The sequence below is a fragment of the Frondihabitans sp. 762G35 genome, from assembly GCF_002074055.1.
Lineage (GTDB): Bacteria > Actinomycetota > Actinomycetes > Actinomycetales > Microbacteriaceae > Frondihabitans.
The window spans coordinates 62,557-81,247 of sequence record NZ_CP014619.1; the positions used below are offsets into that span (position 1 = coordinate 62,557).

The 18,691-nt window shown below is 69.4% G+C and carries 17 protein-coding genes; 7 read left to right on the plus strand and 10 right to left on the minus strand.

Translation table 11 applies throughout. From position 1 onward, the window contains the following. The first annotated feature begins 45 nt into the window (after positions 1–45). The 3 genes from AS850_RS00330 (at position 46) to AS850_RS00340 (ending at position 1,599) form a co-directional block, all read left to right on the plus strand. On the plus strand, positions 46–465 hold the full coding sequence (locus tag AS850_RS00330; protein WP_123955397.1) for a hypothetical protein: 420 nt from the start codon (positions 46–48) through the stop codon (positions 463–465). Between the two features lie 3 nt (positions 466–468). After that, on the plus strand, positions 469–1,134 hold the full coding sequence (locus tag AS850_RS16185) for a hypothetical protein (protein WP_123955398.1): 666 nt from the start codon (positions 469–471) through the stop codon (positions 1,132–1,134). Between the two features lie 99 nt (positions 1,135–1,233). Then, on the plus strand, positions 1,234–1,599 hold the full coding sequence (locus AS850_RS00340) for a hypothetical protein (RefSeq protein ID WP_119867328.1): 366 nt from the start codon (positions 1,234–1,236) through the stop codon (positions 1,597–1,599). A 1,520-nt stretch (positions 1,600–3,119) separates the two neighbouring features. Here the strand turns inward: AS850_RS00340 and AS850_RS00345 are convergent. The 5 genes from AS850_RS00345 to AS850_RS16730 all read right to left on the minus strand — a co-directional run bounded on the left by AS850_RS00345 (position 3,120) and on the right by AS850_RS16730 (position 5,428). After that, a complete protein-coding gene (locus tag AS850_RS00345; RefSeq protein WP_216819806.1) occupies positions 3,120–3,518 on the minus strand; it encodes a hypothetical protein in 399 nt (132 codons plus the stop codon). Between the two features lie 108 nt (positions 3,519–3,626). Further along, the gene (locus tag AS850_RS00350) at positions 3,627–4,205 is read right to left on the minus strand and encodes a tetratricopeptide repeat protein (RefSeq protein WP_119867330.1); all 579 of its coding nucleotides are present in this window, start codon (positions 4,203–4,205) and stop codon (positions 3,627–3,629) included. A gap of 8 nt (positions 4,206–4,213) precedes the next feature. Further along, entirely contained in the window at positions 4,214–4,402 is a 189-nt protein-coding gene (locus tag AS850_RS16720) for a hypothetical protein (protein ID WP_236940781.1), read from the minus strand. Positions 4,403–4,447: 45 nt separating this feature from the next. Then, on the minus strand, positions 4,448–5,044 hold the full coding sequence (locus AS850_RS16725; protein WP_236940782.1) for an ATP-binding protein: 597 nt from the start codon (positions 5,042–5,044) through the stop codon (positions 4,448–4,450). Positions 5,045–5,104: 60 nt separating this feature from the next. Then, on the minus strand, positions 5,105–5,428 hold the full coding sequence (locus tag AS850_RS16730) for a tetratricopeptide repeat protein (RefSeq protein WP_442856914.1): 324 nt from the start codon (positions 5,426–5,428) through the stop codon (positions 5,105–5,107). A 916-nt stretch (positions 5,429–6,344) separates the two neighbouring features. Here AS850_RS16730 and AS850_RS00360 point away from each other — a divergent pair. Then, a complete protein-coding gene (locus AS850_RS00360; RefSeq protein WP_123955399.1) occupies positions 6,345–6,890 on the plus strand; it encodes a hypothetical protein in 546 nt (181 codons plus the stop codon). 84 nt (positions 6,891–6,974) lie between these two features. Here AS850_RS00360 and AS850_RS00365 read toward each other — a convergent pair whose 3' ends face one another. From AS850_RS00365 to AS850_RS00380, 4 genes are all read right to left on the minus strand, one after another. Next, a complete protein-coding gene (locus AS850_RS00365) occupies positions 6,975–8,864 on the minus strand; it encodes a hypothetical protein (protein WP_119867332.1) in 1,890 nt (629 codons plus the stop codon). Between the two features lie 67 nt (positions 8,865–8,931). Continuing rightward, positions 8,932–10,398 (minus strand): MFS transporter, encoded by a 1,467-nt coding sequence (locus AS850_RS00370; protein ID WP_216819808.1) that lies wholly within the window; start codon positions 10,396–10,398, stop codon positions 8,932–8,934. 174 nt (positions 10,399–10,572) lie between these two features. Then, positions 10,573–10,854, minus strand: a complete 282-nt coding sequence (locus AS850_RS00375) for a DUF4190 domain-containing protein (protein ID WP_119867333.1) — start codon at positions 10,852–10,854, stop codon at positions 10,573–10,575. 127 nt (positions 10,855–10,981) lie between these two features. Continuing rightward, positions 10,982–12,193, minus strand: a complete 1,212-nt coding sequence (locus tag AS850_RS00380; RefSeq protein WP_119867334.1) for a hypothetical protein — start codon at positions 12,191–12,193, stop codon at positions 10,982–10,984. Between the two features lie 176 nt (positions 12,194–12,369). On the opposite strand from AS850_RS00380, the gene AS850_RS00385 reads away from it, so the two are divergent. Further along, entirely contained in the window at positions 12,370–13,245 is an 876-nt protein-coding gene (locus tag AS850_RS00385; protein WP_119867335.1) for an oxidoreductase, read from the plus strand. A 28-nt stretch (positions 13,246–13,273) separates the two neighbouring features. Here AS850_RS00385 and AS850_RS00390 read toward each other — a convergent pair whose 3' ends face one another. Next, complete coding sequence (locus AS850_RS00390) at positions 13,274–15,640, minus strand: prolyl oligopeptidase family serine peptidase (RefSeq protein WP_123955400.1); 2,367 nt, start codon at positions 15,638–15,640, stop codon at positions 13,274–13,276. Between the two features lie 138 nt (positions 15,641–15,778). Here AS850_RS00390 and AS850_RS00395 point away from each other — a divergent pair, with 138 nt between their 5' ends. Further along, entirely contained in the window at positions 15,779–16,990 is a 1,212-nt protein-coding gene (locus tag AS850_RS00395; protein WP_119867337.1) for an MFS transporter, read from the plus strand. Positions 16,991–17,314: 324 nt separating this feature from the next. Next, complete coding sequence (locus AS850_RS00400) at positions 17,315–18,691, plus strand: reverse transcriptase family protein (RefSeq protein WP_119867338.1); 1,377 nt, start codon at positions 17,315–17,317, stop codon at positions 18,689–18,691.

Sequence of the window (18,691 nt, forward strand, 5' to 3'; positions counted from 1 at the left end):
CGACGCTGCTCTCCAAGTCGGCCGCGGCAAAATCACACTCCGTCAATGGGCAAGACGAAAGGTCACAACCCGGTGAATAAAAGCGACTACCCCGAGGTCATCGAACTGGTTCGCGACTTGGCACGCGAACACGGAGGCATCGACTTCGATGACGTGCTCGAGGACATCTCAGTCGGCGGTAAAGGAGAACTCCTCGACCTTCTACGACGGCTCCGCCAAGAAGTGTTCCTCCATTCGCGGGGCGCCGTGGCCCTGGTGACCGGGAGATACGCTCGCGTTCTCGACATGCCGGTTCCTCCATACATCGACATTGTTCGAGACTCCGATCCACGAATTGCGCCCACCGGCCCAAATGGGGCGGCCGTGGAAGGTAGCGCAGCCGCCGACGTGGCCGTCGCCGAACTCGACGACCTCATTCACGCGCTCGACAACGACACCGGCGACAGTGCGGAGATGACGGTCTAGCCCATGCCAACGCCACAGAAAGCCAACGTCATCGTCACCATCCGCAAAGCGTTCGCCGCGATGGGGGCTGCGTCCGATCCTTTAAAAAAGACCGGACCGGGGAAGATCTACGAGGCGTGGACCCTCGTTAACATCCTGGAGAACCTAAAGACGCAGGAAGGTGTGACGGTTGCCGTCCACGGGGGTTCAACAATGCGCTTCAGAGCGGGTCATGGCCCCATCGACAAGCGTTTCACCTGGCTCGAATGCCAGAGCCGAACCCAGTCCTTCGAGATCTGGACAGACATCGAAGTCCTCTCACTTAGCCACAACCGACGACCAGGAGCACCGACAAGCCCTGTCGATGGTGACATGCACGAACTCGACATCGTCGCCGTCGCCTCGGGCACCACTGGACATCCCCGCCACGACCAGATCCTCTGGGGAATCGAGTGCAAGCACACGACTTTCAGCAAGGCATTTCACCGGTCGATGCTCGGCATGCGACGGGAACTGAGCTTGTTCCGGGGCAACCCCCAGCGGACCGCGTTCACCAGATACCCGGCGGCGGACGTCGAATCAGACCCGCCGTCCGTCCTCACCGCATTTTCGACCGACCGCACCGTCACTCGATTCCAACCGGCCGGCGACGCCTGGGACATCATCTACACGCACCTGCCTATGCCCTAGGTTGCTGGCGTCAAGGCCACGGACAGTTACGCAGCGCCTCGTCGACGAGGTGCGACAATCGGTACCGTTCAGGTCGCTGTCGGAGAAAGGGACTGGGGAATGTTGGAGACACAAAACGACGAGTTCGACCGTCCAGTCGGAGGGCACGGAGCCACAATTCCCGTCCCCATCGCCCTGACGGAAGGGGCGGCGAACTATCTCCGGCACACCGCCTGTCGAAACTTCTTCCGCGAGCAAAGGGACCGGTTCGACATTCTGGGCGCCGGGACTGCAGCGGACGACCCAGTTTTCGACCAAGGCACGATGATGTTCTGCGACAGCAATGCCGACGCCATCCTCCTGCACGCTTTCGAGGTCGGCAGCGGCCACACCGCGCGACTCATCTATGACAACGCGGAGGGCGACATGGGTGTCCTTAGCTCCCGGTGCTTCCTCTATAACGACCTCGACCACCTCAGGAAATAGAGACCGAAGTCCTCCTGAGCCGGGCTGGGGGGCCCGTCATCCGGCCCGTAGCGACAAGGGAAGCCGCGCTGGTACGAGGTCGACGTCGGCGAGCAGCCGAGCGTGGCGTCGGACGTTCTCGAGTAAAACCGTCGACCGAAGCGAATGATGAGCAGTTGAAGCGGTCTAACGAGATATTGAAGTCCGCCCGCGTGTTTCTCACGGACGAGCCGGGCCGTCCTGCGACAAGTGATCCGCTTCATCGATCAGCTGAGACGGTCCTCGGGTGAAGGACGTTTGTCGGGTACGACGCCCGGCATTTCGCGGGCTCCTCCCGCCCGCTACTGCTCGGCGGCGAAAGAACGCCCGGCATCAGCCTGGCGACTACGGGCTGGCCACTCCAGAAGTCGCCAGGCTTCGCATTGATGACTATGGCGTCAAAGGATGAAGAACATGCACGCTCTCGTCTGCCGTCCGGGCGGGACGGTCAGCTAGGGACCAGACCGGACAATAACCGACAGACCCCTACCAAGTGTCGTCAGCACATTGCCTGGCTCCATTTACCCGCGGGATAGCCGTTACCGGAGTGGTGTACGTGACTAATGGGGAAGGAGTGGCAACGGTTAGCCGAAAAAATCCCACGGAATAGCCTCAAAAGTAGGTTCACAAGTGCACTGTGCCGGCATGAGCCGCAAACAGGGTGGATGGGAAGTCTCACAAGCCACTCCTCAGAGACATGAAATCCGCGTGACTGTAGGGATGGGAAATCTCAGGCAAGATCGTGGGATTTGCCTCTGACACGGCTCGGCGAGATCCCAGCAATTCATTGGCCTGCCGGTCTTTCTGCCAACAACCCACCAGCTTCGAAGAGCCCCGACCTCGCGGTCGGGGCTCTTCTGTGTCTGTGCTCTCCTGTGTCTGTGCTCTTCTGTGTCTGTGCCGCTGTCGCTGCCCGCTTCGCTCCGCGCCGCGCTCCGCGAGACTCCACGACTCGCCACTCACTTTCGCCAGAACGCGCCAAACGTGGAGTCCGGCGGCGGAACGTCGCCCGCCCGCCCGGTGAGACTCCACGACTCGCCACTCACTTTCGCGAGAACGCGCAAAACGTGGAGTCATAGGCCACTTCAGCTGCCAGGGGCGATCGATCATGCCCACGTGCGCCGGGCTCCTGCTCTCGGCGTGGTGCACGGCAACCAGCAAGGATCTGTGCCTCGCGGCGCCCGCGTCGCCCTCGAATCCGGAGGTGGCCGTAGGGCTGAGGCGCCTCGTTCCGTGGACCGATAGCCTGCATGATGGCCTGCCCAACCCGACGCACCTCGTGCGATCGGGCGCTCCGACTGAAGGTGACCTCCTCTTGGTCGACTATCAGGATCGAGGTTTCGTCAACCGTGCCTGCCGGGGAAAGCGCGATGCCTCGTGGTAGATCGAGAAAACCAGACATCTTCGGCCGGAGGAGAGCAGGGGGTGCACTCGGCGACCTCGACTGAGTCGTCGGATGCTCCCGGGAACCGCGCCGGTCCGCGCGAAAGATCGGCAACGCGTCACGAGCGCGCGGCCAGAATGGTGCTCCACTCGTACCAGTGCTTCTCGGCCCTCTTCTGGAGACTCGTCAGGACGGCGACGGTGAGGAGAAGGCCCCAGATGAAGTCCAGGTGCGGACCGATGAAGGCTGAGGCCGCGATGACGACGACACTCCCGATCATGAGCCCGACGATCGTTCGGAATCCTGGAGCGTCGCGGAAGGCACCTCGGAGATACGCCCGGGCGCTCGGCCCGGCCGCTTTCCCGAAGAGAATGACATAGCCGACCAGGAGGGCGAGCGAGACGCCGCTTCCGATCGCCGACGTCAAAAAGAGGGCATTAGAGCCGATGACCGCCCCGGACAGGGCGAGGAGATTGGTGACGACGGCGACCAAGGTCCGGAGGAGCGTGGTCGCCATGGATATCTTGCGGAACGTCGTCAGAGCGCCGAGAACGCTGATGAGCAGGTTCTGCCGAAGACGCGCGGAGTTCGGAACCTCCCGGAGTAGCGCAGTGAAGGCCCGCACCTACGGAACCGCTCTTCTCCGACCGAGATCGAGCGAGGCGAGGTTGGTCCTCGCGACGATCGATTGCGGGTCGATCCGGAGGGCCTCGCCGTACGCGGCACGAGCCTCGTCGGGTCTCCCGTCGCGCCAGAGGAAGTTCCCGAGCGTGATGTGCGTGGACGGGGAGAACGGAGCCAGAGTCACCGCCATCGTCGCGGACTTGCTGACGCGAGGACCCGTGTCGCCGGCGGCCAAGCCGACGACGACTCGGGTGATGTGGGCGTCCGGATTCTGCGGCGCCCTCTCGAGAGCCAGATCGGCCGCGACGATCGCCTCGTCGTGGTCGTCGATGGCGCTGTGCGCCTTCGCTGCGAGTTGGAGCGCCGACACGTCGTCAGGGTTCACGGCAAGAAGCCGGTACGCGGCACGAAGCGCCTCAGAGGAGTCGCCGTCCCGAAGGTGCGTCGCCGCGAACAGCCGCAGGGCGTCGACATCGTCGGGCTCCATCGCGAGGACCTTCGACAGAAGGCTGAGTGCCTCGACGGGACGATTGGCGTCGATCAGAAGTCGGGCGCGGGCGAGGTCAGTATTTTCAGGCATGGGGCGACCTAGAGGCGCTTGACTTTCTTCAGGTACGCGCGCAGCTCGGCGTGCGTGCCGTCGTCCTCGCCGAACGTGACGACGTTCCGGGCGCTGTCCCGCCAGGGCCCTGTCGATGGCCGCACGTGAGACAGTGCCGAGTCGAGATCCTGCATTCCGATCATGCGGACGGTGCCGGTTCGGACGCTGTCGGTCATGGCGCTCTCCGCCGCCAGTTCGCACACGTAGGCGATGTCCGCGCCCTATAGTCCTGCGGAGTTCTTGGCGAGCCGTTCCGCGTTGATCCCCTCGATCGGACGAGCCGCGAGATGCGTGCGGAAGATCGCGGCGCGGGCTTCGACGTCGGGTGGCAGGACGAGGAGGGTCCGGTCGAAGCGCCCCGGACGTCGGAGCGCAGGCTCGACGTCCCAGGGCTGGTTCGTGGCCGCGAGGACGAAGACGTCGTCGTTGGTGGTGCTGACGCCGTCGAGTTCCGTGAGCAACTGATTCACGGTGCCGCGGAGGGCCGAACTGCGAGTCTGGCTCCGTCGCTGCCCGGGAGCGTCGATCTCGTCGATGAACAGGACGCAGGGCGACTGCCTCCGGGCGAGCTGGAAGGCCTCGTGGACGTTCTTCTCGCTATTGCCGATGTAGGCGTCGAGGATGTCGGAGAGTCCGACGGAGAGAAAAGACGCGCCCAGTTCTCCGGCGAGAGCCTTCGCGATGTACGTCTTGCCGCATCCGAGCGGTCCGTACAGCAGGAGGCCACCCCGGAGGCTCTTCCCGTGGAGCCGGCGGAGCTCCGGGTTCTTCAGTGGCTCGAGGAACGACGCCCGGAGACGCTCCTTCACCGTCGCCATTCCGCCGACGTCGTCGAGCGTGACGCTCGGTCTTTCGGTGAGGACGAGGGGCGATTCCGGTTAGGACGTATCGTCGGTCTCGACGAAGGCCGGCTGAAAAAGATTGGCGACCTGGTCTTCCGCGCTGCCCCAGTCGAACGGCGACTCCTCGATCGGAGTTTCGGGCACCGGATCGGGATCCGCCGAGGGAGCGCTCGGACGGCTCGATGGCGGGGAGAGGAGCCGGAGCATGACGGACCGCGCTCGGACGTTCTCGGGCTCGGTCGCCACCACCGCGGCGATGACGCTCACGGCCTCGTCCCGTTCGCCGGCGGCCTCGAGCAGCTCGGCGAGGTGCACTCGGAGAGCGATGTCCGCGGGCGAGGCGGCGACGGCACGCCTCAGCGCGTCGAGGAGAGGATCAGTCTTTTCCGAATGCTAACCGCGCGGTCGGGCCGCTTCACGTTCCTGTGGCTCGTGTGTCGTGTCGCGCGGTTGTCGGTCATCCGGTGCCGTCGCCCGCCAGCACCGCGAGACTCCACGACTCGCCGCTCACTTCCGCGAAAACGCCCCAAACGTGGAGTCTCGCCACACCCGCCAGCATTCGCCGTAGGCGCGTTCGCGCCGCCGCGCTTAGACGGAACGGTCGACCAGCGGCCAGCGAATTCCCTCCCGGACCGGGACCCCTCCATAACCTGTGACGTTGGACCCAGGGCCTCACGCTCGGGCGAGCGGGGAGCCGATCCGGTTTCCCCGGAGGGTGCGTGCATCCTGCCGGCCATCCCTGCCCGGCACCACGAAAGCTCGCCAACTGACCCCGGTCTCGACGACGCAGTGGTCCTTCTCTCTCGAGGAGCCCTCATCCCGATCCGCCCGACTAACGGCCGGTGACTCGGCTTCTGCTCGGCAAGCAGCTGATGCCACCAGGTTTCCAGCACTCGACGCCAACTCACGTCTGTTCCCACCAATACGCCACAGTGACATACCATGTATCCATGTTCGGAAACCTCAATGTCGTCATCGCCCTGGTCATCGTCATAGCCGTTGTGGCGCTGATCTCGTGGGGCTTGCAGTCTTTTCGAGCTCGCCGCCGCCGCTGATTTGATACCTCCCGCGGGCGGATGGCAGGCTCCCTGAATCGTCACTGGAATTTCTCCTTTGACATTTCATGAGAGGGATTGCAATGACGCATCATTCACGCGCTTCGCGCACGATCACCGCTGCCCTGGTCGGCTGCGGCCTCGTAGGGACCGCTCTACTTGGAGCTGTACCCGCTGGCGCCGCCGAGGTCCACGTGCTCAGTGCGAGCGAGGAAGCGGCCGTGCGCACCACGATGAACGACGTGAACATCACCGCGGATGTGCAGGACCGGCTCATCGCCAAGCTGAACGCGGGCCAGCCGCTCGACTCGCAGACCGATGCGGCGCCGGTCAGCACGTCCACAGACGTCGACCGTGACGGCCTCACGCGGACCGTCGAAACGTTCGCGGACGGATCCCAGCGGTGGATCGAGACGAATATATCGGCCGCCGAAGACACGCGCGGTCTCAACCCGTCGAAGACAGGCTGCAAGAGTGCCAGCGGCTGGTACACCGGCTGCAAGATCGGTATCGCCGATCTGGTGAGCAACGCTGGTTTCTCCGTGGACTACACGGCCAACAAGGTGCGCGACGTCCGCGGCAGGTACTGCAACAACTCGGTGGGCGGGGCCTCGTGCAGCGCCTCCGTCAAGCGCGCAACGGCCTCGTCTGCCGGACCTGCGTGGGCTGAGCTCACGTTCACCGCCGGTATCGGCCCGATCGGTAACGTCGCCTCCGGCGCGTTCGGGATCCGAGTGAGCGGCACCAGCGCCTCCCTGTACGGGTAAGCCACCCACTTGGCTAGAACAGCGTCGGCACACCGCACCGGGGCGCAGGAGCCGCGGACCGACGCGGGCCCGGGGCTCCTGCGCTCAGCGGCAGGAGTTGTCGTAGTCGAATCCGCCGGAGACGTACTGCGTCATCACGATGCTCCCGCGCGTCAGCGGGGCACCCGAGCAGGCCTTCTGGGCGGCGGCGAGCGTCGCCGGGCCGATCGGGATCCAGTTGGGGAGGGGGCTGAGGCTGCTCGTGGTCGGGACGGAGCCGACGATGGCCTGCCAGTCGCTCCGGAGCGCGTAGATGCCCACCCCGGCTCCGGCCTTCGTGAACGCCGCCGTCATGCCCTCGAGGTCGGCCCGGTTGGCCGCGGTGCTCGACTGCCAGGTGTTGATCGCCTCGACGTCGAGCCACCAGGTGAAGCTCGCCGGCGACGCCACGCCGCGGCTGTTGAGGTCGTCGTAGGCCCGGGCGTAGCCGTACATCCACGCGCAGGGGGTGGAGTTGGTGCCGGTGCAGGTGCCGTACGGGTTCGTGACGGGGGTACCGGACGGGTACTGGTTGCTCGTGGGCCAGCCGGAACTCGCGGGCCCGGGGTTGGCCGTGTTGACGTAGAGGGCGGCCTGGGGCTGGGCCGTGCCTCCTGCGGACCCCATCGCCCAGGCGATCTGGTCGGCGAGGCACGGGTTGGTGTTGTTGGCGAGGCCGTTGTTGACGCCGACGATGCCGAAGGCCTGGTCGGTCGGGTAGGCCTTGCCGCACTGGGGCCAGGAGATGTCGTTGCCGATCCCCGAGCCGGAGCTGCCGTCGAGGAAGTACCCCGACACGTCGAGGTAGAGCGTCGCGGATCCCGCGGAGACCCTCGCCTGAACCCCCTTGTTCGCGACCTTGGCGATCTGCAGGTTGGAGATGGTCTGGCGGGCCGAGAAGACCTGCGTGGCGACGCTCGCGTCGGTGCCGGCCGGGGTGATCCGGACGTAGCCGGCGGCCGTCGGGTTCTCGACCTCGGCGTTCGCCATCACGGCCGTGGCCGTGCCGGGGACGCCCGCGGTGCCGGCGAGGGGGATGACGCGCGACGACGTCGTGACCGCGCCGGCGTAGGAGCGGGTGGTGTCGATCGGGACGAAGACCGACCCGGTGGAGGACGGCGAGTAGTAGCCGGCGACGTCGAGGAAGACCGTGGCGGATCCGGCGGAGAGCTTCACCTGGACGGCCCCGCCGCTAAGCTTGGAGACGACCAGGTTGGAGATGGTCTGGCCGCGTCCGAACACCTGGGCGGCGACGGCCGGATCCTGACCGGCGGGCGTCACGCGGACGTAGCCGACCGACGTCGGCTTCGACACCTCGGCGTTGACGGCGACCGCCGTCGCATCGGACGGGATGCCGCCCACGCCGGCCACCGGGACGCGCACCGGCGCGGTGCCGACGGTGCTGCCGAAGAGGCGGAAGTTCGCCAGCGGCGAGTAGGTGGAGGCCGACGCGTCGTCGGAGTAGAAGCCCGCGACGTCGAGGAACACCGTGCCCGTTCCGGCGGAGAGCTTGACCTGGATCCTGCCGTTCACGAGCTTGACGGTCGCGAGGTTCGAGATCGTGCCGCCGCGGGTGAACTCCTGCGTCGCGACGGAGGCGTCGCGGCCGGCCGGAGTCACGCGGACGTAGCCGGTCGCGGTCGGCTTCGAGACCTCGACGTTGACGACCACGGCGGTCGCCTGCGCGGGGACCCCGGCCTTGCCGGCGATCGCGACGGTGACCGGCGACGTGCCGACGGTCGCGCCGAACACGCGGGCCGTGTCGACGGGGGTGTAGCGGCCGGTGGACGGCGCCACGGCGGCCGACGCCGCCGGTGCCGCGGCGGCGGCGGACGGAGGGGCAGGAGACGCGGAAGCGGCGAGAGCGGGAGCCGCCCCGACCAGGAGAGCGGCGGCCAGGGCTCCTGCGAGAGCCCGCCCGATGGTTGTCGCCCTGCGGTGCGTGAGTCGTGACATCGTCCCCCGATTCGTCTTCGGCGGTGGTGAGCGCCGACGGACGCCCCATCGCGTCGTGTTCAGCAGTCTAGGTCGACGGCGTCAACGTCCGCGAGGCCTCGGCGTCGTTCAGGGCTCTCTCGGCGTCGGCCTTGTGGGCCGCGACCTGGCTGACGGTGGGCAGCAGGAACGTGGCCAACGCGGCGAGGATCAGCGCCGCGATGGGCACCCAGATGCCCGCGAGGAAGGCGTCGCGGAGCACGGTCGGGGTGAACGCGACCCCGACGATCCCGAAGAACACGACCCCGACGACGGCGACCCCGAGGGCCGAGCCGACCTGCTGGAAGGTGCCCAGGACACCGGACGCGGCCCCCGCGTTGGCGATCGAGGTCTGGGCGAGCGCCACGTCGGTCAGGGGGACGACGAGGAGTGTCAGGCCGAGCCCCGCCAGAGTCATCGGCACGATCATGTCGGCCCCGACGAGGTCGTTCCCGCGCGCCGCGACGATCTCGCGGATCCAGAGGTAGCCGGCGACCTGGGCGAGCGCCCCGACCAGGATCAGGCTCTTCCCGAGTCGCGGGCCGAGGGGCACGGCGACACCGCTCCCGACCAGTGCGCCGATGCTGAACGGGAGCGTGGCGAGGGCCGCGTCGATGGCGGAGAACCCGAGGCCGATCTGCAGGTAGAGGACCAGGATCAGGAAGAAACCGCCGATGGAGGCGCTGAAGGAGAACTGCGTGATCACGCCGGCCGAGTAGCCCCGGCTCCGGAACAGCGACGGCGGCACGAGCGCCGAGCCCGATTTCTCGTCGCGGGCCCTCTGATAGACCGTGAAGATCACGAGGAGGATCGGACTGGCCACGATCATGATCCAGATTCCGACGGGCCAGTCGAGCGCCCGCCCCTCGATCAGGCCGTAGACGAGCAGGAACAGCGCCGCCGTGACGAGGGCGACCCCCGGGACGTCCAGCCGGACGCGCTTCTCGGCCTTCGACTCCGGGATGCACAGGCACGAGGCGACGAAGAGCAGGATGCCCACCGGAACGTTGATGATGAAGACGCTCCGCCAGCCGAGGTCGAACGCGTTCTGCGTCACGAGGACGCCTCCGATCAGGGGTCCCGCGACAGCGGCCATTCCGGAGATGCCTCCCAGCGCACCGAAGACGCCCGCCCGCTCCTTCGGAGCGAAGAGCACCTGGATGATCGAGAGCACCTGAGGGATCATGATCGCCCCGAAGCCGCCCTGGACGAGCCGCGAGACGACGAGCATGTCGCCGCTCGTCGCCGCCGCGCAGGACGCGGACGCGAGCGTGAAGCCGGCGACCCCGATGAGGAAGAGGCGCTTGCGGCCGAAGATGTCGCCGAGGCGACCGCCGGTGATCAGGACGACGGCGAACGACAGCACGTAGCCCGACACGATCCACTCGAGCTGCGCCGGCGTGGCTTCGAGGCTCTTCTCGATCGACGGCAGCGCGACGTTGACGATCGTCGTGTCGAGGAGGTCCATGAAGGAGGCGAACAGGAGGACGACGACGGCGAGCCAGCGAAGACGCACGGGGGGATCATTTCTCTCAGCGCGGCGATGGCCGGTGGCCGGATTCTACGGGGTGCGTGTTTCGGCTGCGTGTCGCGGATGCCAGGGCTGCCCGGGTGGCCCGGCGAGACTCCACGACTCGCCGCTCATGTTCACGCGGAGCAGGAAATCGTGGAGTCTCGCGTCCGACGACGGTCAGTAGGTGGTCGTCGTGCTCAACTGCGCGGCGAGGCCCACGAAGACGATCACGATGACGATGCTGAGCACGATCGAGACCGCCCCGATGATGATGCCGGCGAGGGCGAGACCGCGGCCCCGCTCCCCCGTCCGCTTGATCTGGGACAGGGCCACGATGCTCACGACGAGGCCGGCGATGTTGATGACGAACGCCAGGACGAATCCGACAATGGCCAGCGTGTTGTACTTCGACGTCGAGTAGCCGGTGCCGCCGTAGGGCTGAGGGGTGGGAGATGCCATGGTCGGATCCTTCGGGTCGTGTGATCGATGTGCGGCCACACGTTAGCGCGCGCGGAACACCGCGCGACAGCCCCCGGTCGGGGCCACCGGCGACCCGATGCGACCCCGTGCCGCGGGGCACGACGCCCTAGAAGACCACCGCGGCGCGGCCGAGGACGCGACCCGCCTGCTCCTGCGTGAGGACGACCGTGCGGCCGGAGACGAGACGCGGATCGAGGGTGCGAGTGAACAGCCCCGAGCGGCCCAGTTCGACGGTGATCGTGTTGCCGTCCGCGTCACGGAGCGGGGAGCCGGCGGAGTCGCGGAATCGCACGGTGGCACCGGGCTCGCCGCGACCCGTCAGCACGAGCTTCTTCGGCTTCGACGACTCGACGGAGGCGGTGAGCGGAACGGGGATGACGGCCTGGGTGGCGGTCGTCCCGCCCACGGCGCCCGCGAGGAGCGTGACGACGCCGATGCGGTAGAGGCGGGTGTCGCCGGCGGGGAACGGCACGACGGCCTCCCACGAGCCGGAGCCCGCGTCGACCTCGCTGGAGCCCGTCGTCGTCTCGATCGGGACGCCGTGTGCGTCGCGCAGCGCGACCCGGGTGCCGACGGGGGCTCCGCCGCGCAGCGTGATCGTCGCGGAGTCGACGTCGACCGTCGTCGAGTCGACGCGCGCCGAGCCGTCGAGCAGGTAGACCTCGTCGACGCCGCCGTTGAAGGACCCGTCGAAGTGCTGCTCGACCTCGACGTGATGCTGTCCGAACGACAGGCCCGTGAGGCGGTACGACCAGGAGGCGTCGGCGCCGGCCGTCGTCCGCCCGATCTCGTGCCCGTCGACGGAGACGATCATGCGGGCGCAGGCCCGGTTGGCGAGGCCCTCCAGTTCGATCGAGCGGCCCCAGCCGTCGACCCGCGCGAACATCGAGATGGTGGGGTAGATGAGCAGTTCGGGGGCGAGGGTGAGAGGAGCGGCGGCACCCGCAGGAGTCACGGTGACGGCGTTCACGCCCGCTCGCCCCGACACGACGGCCCGCCAGGAGCCGTCGGCCCGGACGACGACGGAGGTGGGCGCCGCGAGGGTCTCGCCGGACACGGTGACGATCGTGCCCGCGCGACCGGTGCCCGCGAGCGTGATCCGGCCGAGGGCGTGCTGCAGGGCGGCGACGCGCGCGGTGAACGGCGCCCGGACTCCGGGTGCAGCGTCCGACGCGGACTCCGCGGCCGAGGCGCTCGATGCGGGAGTCGAAGCGGTGACCGTGGCCGCCGCCGCCGAGGCGGGAGGTGTCACCAGAAGGACGGACGAGGTCAGCGTGGACAGTGCTGCGAGGGCGGTGAGGGTGGTCAGGGGACGCATGGGGCTCCGGGGGACGAGGGACGGCGGTGTCGGTCACCTCACCCTACAAACGACCAGGATGTTAAACAAGATGTGTGAAACATCTGCAGAGACGGATCGGACACGCGGGCGTTCTCGGGCGCGCCGTCGCAGAGTGGAGGGAGCGGAGCGCCTCCCCGCTCCCCGAAAGGACACCCATGGCCACCACGACCCTCCCGGGCGGCGTCTTCACGCCGACTCCGGCCCCCGACCTCCACCTCACGCGCGTCGGCTACGGCGCGATGCAGCTCGCCGGCCCCCACGTGTTCGGGCCGCCCGCCGACCGCGACGAGGCGATCGCCGTCCTCCGCGAGGTCGTCGACCTCGGGATCACGCACATCGACACGTCCGATTTCTACGGGCCGTTCGTGACGAACGAGATCATCCGCGAGGCGCTCCACCCCTACGGAGCCGACCTGCGCCTGGTCACGAAGGTCGGCTCCCTCCGCGATTCGGAGGGGAACTGGATCCCCTCGCTCGGACGCGACCAGCTGCGCAAGGCCGTCGATGACAACCTCGCCCGCCTGGGCGTCGACCGTCTCGACGGTGTGAACCTCCGTGTCGGCGGGATGGACCGTCCGACGCCCGGCTCGCTCGCCGAGCCGTTCACGGTCCTGGCCGAGCTGCAGCAGGAGGGCCTGATCGCGCACCTCGGCGTCAGCACCGTCGACGCCGCGCAGATCGCGGAGGCGCAGGCGATCGCGCCGGTCGCGTTCGTGCAGAACTTCTACAACATCGCGAACCGCGAGGACGACGCTCTCGTGGAGTCCCTCGCCGAGCAGGGCATCGCCTACGTGCCGTACTTCCCGCTCGGCGGCTTCTCCCCGCTGCAGTCGGACGTGCTGGGCTCGGTGGCCGAGCGCCTCGGGGCGTCGCCGATGTCGGTCGCGCTGGCGTGGCTCCTGCAGCGCTCGCCGAACATCCTGCTCATCCCCGGCACCTCGTCGCGCGCCCACCTCCGCGAGAACGTCGCCGGGGCCGGCCTGGAACTGCCGGCCGACGCGGTCGCCGAGCTCGACGCGATCGCCGGCTGACGGCCCGCGCCGCTCAGCCCGAGCGGCACTACCCCCGCGCCAGCGCCCGCCAGGCGAAGTCGTACATCAACGCGAACAGGCGGGCGCTGTGCGCGTTGTCGACCGCTCCGCCGTGACCGCCGTCGTCGTTCTCGTAGTAGAGGACGCCGGGGATCCCGAGCGTCTGCATCCTGGCCGCCATCTTGCGCCCCTGAACGGGCCCGACGCGATCGTCGCTCGTGGCGGCGTAGATGAGGGTGGCGGGGTAGTCGACGCCCTCCCGGAGCAGGTGGTACGGCGAGAACGTGCGGATGAACTCCCAGTCGGCGGGCACGTCGGGGTCGCCGTACTCGGCGATCCACGAGGCCCCGGCCGAGAGGTGCGTGTACCGCTGCATGTCGAGGAGGGGGACGCCGCAGACGACGGCCCCGAACAGCTCCGGATAGGTCGTGAGCATGTTGCCGACGAGGAGGCCCCCGTTGCTCCGCCCCTCGCAGGCCAGGCGCGCCGGGACGGTCACCCCGCGGGTCACGAGGTCGCGGGCGATGGCGGCGAAGTCCTCGTAGGCGCGGTGGCGGTTCTCGCGGAGCGCCGAGGTGTGCCACGCCGGTCCGAACTCGCCGCCGCCCCGGATGTTCGCCAGCACGAAGACGCCGCCGCGCTCGAGCCAGGCTCGGCCGATGACGCCGCTGTAGTCGGGGAGGCGCGACGCCTGGAATCCGCCGTAGCCGGAGAGGAGCGTCGGATGCGAGCCGTCCTCGACGAGATCGCCGCGGGCGACCTGGAAGTAGGGCACGCGCGTGCCATCGTCCGAGACCGCCCAGTGCTGCGAGACCTCGATGCCGGAGGCGTCGAAGAAGGCCGGCGACGTCTTCACGACCTCGAGCGGTTCGCTCCCGATCACCCCCCGCAGCACGGTCGCCGGGGTGGTGAACGAGGTCGCGTGCAGCCAGAGCTCGTTCGACTCGTCGGGGTCGGTGTCGAGCACGCGCACCGTGCTGAGGGGCGGGACCCCGTCGAGGGCGACCTCGTCCCAGCCGGCTTCGCCGAGGGGGAGGGCGAGCACCCGGATGCTCGACGCGACGTCCTCGAGGACGCTCAGGACGAGGTGGTCGCGGGTGAAGCTCCAGGACTCGAGGGCGCTCCGGGAGTCCGGGTGGAACAGGATGTCGTGGCTCCTGCCCCCCGCGACGAAGTCGTCGAAGCGAAAGGCGACGAGCGCACCGGTCGGGAGGGTCTCGCCGTCGACGGCCCAGTCCGAGCGGGGCTGGACGAGGAGCCACTCGCGGTGGAGGGTGACGTCGGCGTCCTCGGGGACGTCGACCCGCCGGAACGCGCCGTCGACGAGGACGAGGGTGCGACTGCGGTAGAAGTCGACGGCCTCGACGACGACGTCGCGCTCGAAGCCCTCGGTGTGGTCGTGCCAGGCGACCGCCTGCAGGTCGTCGGCCGACACCTCGTGGACGAGCTGCGACTCCTGCAGGGTCTCACCGCGCCGCAGGCGGCGCACCGTGCGCGGATAGCTGGACGAGGTCATGCTGCCGGGGCCGGTGTCGGTGCCGACGTAGAGGGTGTCCAGGTCGATCCAGGAGGCGTTGGACTTCGCGGTGGGGATCACGAAGCCGCCCTCGACGAAGGCCCGGCGGGTGACGTCGAACTCGCGGATCGTCGTGGCGTCGCCGCCGTCGGGGGAGAGGGACAGCAGCGCGCGCGTGTGGTCGTGGGGCAGGAGCCGCGCCCCGGCGAAGACCCACTCCGTGCTCTCGTCGCGGCCGAGCGCGTCGACGTCGAGCAGGATCTCCCACTCGGGTCGCTCGTTGCGGTAACCGTCCAGAGTGGTTCGGCGCCACAGCCCACGGGGATGTTCGCGGTCCCGCCAGAGGTTGTAGTAGTGATCGCCGTGCTTCGAGACGAGCGGGATGCGGTCGTCGGAATCGAGGACCTCCCGGAGCCGCCCCGCCAGCTCGTCGAACGCGGGCGACTCGAAAGCGGCCAGTGTGGCTCGCGACTGCTCGGCGGCCCAGGCGAGGGGGGCCTCGCCGTGGATGTCCTCGAGCCAGAGGTGCTCGTCGGGGGTGGCGGCAGGCTCCGTGCCGGTCGCGGTGTCGCCCGCCGACTCCGGCAGGATGCCCAGCTCCGCCGCCGCAGCCGAGACGGCGCGCGCCAGCCTCACGTCGCGGTCGCTCAGGCCGCCGACGTCGTGCGACGTGAGCCGCACGGTCACGCTCGGGTAGCGGAGATCGATGTCGGGGTGGTGGTCGGCCTCGTCGGCGAGACGGCCGATCTCGACCGCGAGCTCCACGCCCCGGGCGAAGGACCCGGTGGCGAAGGTCGCCGTCGCCGTGCCCCCCGCCGCACTCCACGCCCCGACACCGTCCGCCGCGAGGAACTCGTCCGCGCTGATCGTTCCGCTCATGTCCCCAGTCTGCCCCGCGAGCCGGGAGACGTCCCGCACGGCCGGGGAGACGTCCCGCACGGCGCGCTCCGGCCCGCTGGGTGCGGCGGGCACCCGTCGACCGCCTACCGTGGAGGGAGGCGCGACCACGGGAGAAGCATGACGACGCAGGAGGCACAGGCCACGACTCCGACCAGGGCGTGGGCGATGCTCGCGCTCGGCGTCCTCGCGCAGTCGTCCGGCACCGTCTTCGTCAGCGCGCCGGCGTTCCTCATCCCCCTCCTGCACGTGCAGCGCGGCCTTCCCCTCGCGCAGGCCGGCCTGCTCGCCGCCGCGCCGAGTGTCGGGATGGTGCTCACCCTCGTCGCCTGGGGCGCCCTGGCCGATCGGTTCGGGGAGCGGTGGGTCATCGCCGCGGGGCTCGCGCTGACGGGCGGCTTCGCGATCGCGGCGGCGCTCTCCCCGGGCTACGTCTGGCTCGCGGTCTTCCTCGTCCTCGGCGGCGCCTCGGCGGCGAGCACGAACGCGGCGAGCGGCCGCGTCGTCGTCGGCTGGTTCCCTCGTCACCGGCGGGGCCTCGCCATGGGGATCCGGCAGATGTCGCAACCGCTCGGGGTCGCCGTCGCCGCGATCGCGATCCCGCCGCTGGCATCGGGGTCGGGCATCGCCGCCGCGCTCGTCCTCCCGATCGTGCTGAATCTCGCGCTCGCCGTGCTCTGCGCCGCGTTCATCGTCAATCCGCCGCGTCCCGCCGCGACCCCGGCGACGCAGGCCGCGCTGGGCGAGAACCCCTATCGGGCGGGGTCGTTCCTCTGGCGCGTCCACGGCGTCTCGATCCTGCTCGTGCTCCCGCAGTTCACCCTCTCGACGTTCGGCCTCGTCTGGTTGATCAGCGAGTACCACTGGAACGAGGCCGCCGCCGGCCTCGTCATCGCGGCGTCCCAGTTCGTGGGTGCCCTGGGGCGCATCGTGATCGGGTCGCTCAGCGATCGCTTCGACAGCAGGATGGGGCTCCTGCGGATCGTCGGGATCGCCGGAGCCGTCGCGATGGGCCTCCTCGCAGCGCTCGCCCTCACCCCGTGGGGTGCGGCGGCCGCGGCGGTGTTCGTCGTCGCGACCACGATCAGCGTCGCCGACAACGGACTCGCGTTCACGTCGGTGGCCGAGGCCGCCGGGAACCGCTGGTCGGGCCGCGCCCTCGGGGTCCAGAACACGGGCCAGTTCGTCGCTGCGGCGGTGGTGGGCCCCGGTGTCGGCGCCCTCATCGCCCTCGTCGGCTATCCCGCGGCGTTCGCACTCGTCGCGCTGGCGCCGCTCGTCTCCGTGCCCGTGGTGCCCCCGCGCGACGTGACCCACGCCAGCGCGGCCTGACGGGCGCTGCGCCCGCCCTCGGCTCCGCCTCGCTCCGCCTCGCTCCGCCTCGCTCCGCCGAGACTCCACGACTCGCCACTCACTTTTCGCGCGAGGCGTCATTCGTGGAGTCTCGCGGCGCCTGCGCGCAGGATGCCCGACCGATGTGGCCTGTCGCGCAGCACGTGCGTGGGCTACCGTGGCGACGTGCGACGACTTCCGGACGAGGCGGACGGCGCAGGCTCTGCGCCGTCCTCTCCGGGGCTACCCCGGGGCACGGAGAACGACCAGGAACACGCACCGCAGGAGCCAGACCGCGCGGAGCGCGGTCCAGCACCCGCACCGATGGACGAGTCGTCCGGAAGTCGTCGCTCGCACCTCGTGACCCGGCCGGGTCCGCCACCGGCCCCGGACGTCGCCACCGCGCTCGCCGGAGCATTCCTCGCGGCGGAGGAGTGGTCGGCGCCGAGTCTCCGTGAGGCGGCCGCGGCGTGTCTCGGATCGCGACGACGTTTCGTCGGACCGGTGGTCACGGCGGTTCTCACGGCGCATCTTCGGGCTCCCCGCGACGCGCCCCGGGAGCTGGCCGCCCTCATCCTGCGCGTCGACGGCTTCGAGGACACCGTCCGGCGGGCGTCGCGCCGACGCCCTGTGCGGATCGCGCAGCTCTCGCCGACGACCACCGTCTCCCGCGTCGCGGACGAGCGCCGACCCCGCGTCGACACGGTGGCCGACCTCGCCCGGCTCCTGGGGACCGACGTCGGTCACCTCGACTGGTTCGCCGATACGAAGCTGTGGAATCGTCGTGCACCCGCCGGTCCGCTCCACCACTACCGCTACGAGTGGCGGCAGCGGCCGGGCCGTGTTCCCCGGCTCCTGGAGGTGCCGGGACTCCGGCTTCGTGAGATCCAGCGGACGGTCCTCGACGAGCTGCTCGCGCCCCTCCCGCTGCACGACGCCGCGCACGGGTTCGTCGCCGGGCGGGGCGCCCGCAGCGGAGCGGCCCTCCACACCGGCCGGGAGGTCGTGATCGCCCTCGACCTCGTGTCGTTCTTCGCCCGAGTGGACGGTCGTCGGATCTACTCCGTGCTGCGCCAGGCGGGCCTGCCGGAGCCGGTCGCGCACTCGGCGACGGGCCTCGTGACGCACGCCGTGCCTCCTGCTGTCCTCTCCGCGATGCCCCCGGGGGGCACGTCGGACGAGCGGTTCGCGCTTCGGCGGGCGCTGGCCGTCCCGCATCTGCCCCAGGGCGCCCCGACGTCGCCGATGCTCGCGAACCTGGCCGTCCGGAGGCTCGACTCCCGGCTCGGCGGATACGCGCGGGCCGCCGGAGCGACCTACACGCGCTACGCGGACGACCTCGCCTTCAGCGGCGACGCGGCTCTCGCCGGCCGGGTCGACGCGTTCGTGCGCGGGGTCGGTCGGATCGTCTCGGACGAGGGGCACCGGCTGAATCACGCGAAGACGCGGGTTCGTCGGCGAGGGGTCCGGCAGACCGTCACCGGCATCGTCGTCAACGAGTCGACGACCATCGGACGGCGGGAGTACGACCGGCTGCGGGCGATCCTGCACAACTGCGCGGCGTACGGACCGTCGTCGCAGAACCGGGCCGGGCACGCGGACTTCCGGGCTCACCTGCTCGGCCGCATCGGCTGGGTGGAGAGCCTCGACCCGGATCGAGGGCGGCGGCTGAGAGCGGAGTTCGCGCGGATCGCCTGGTGA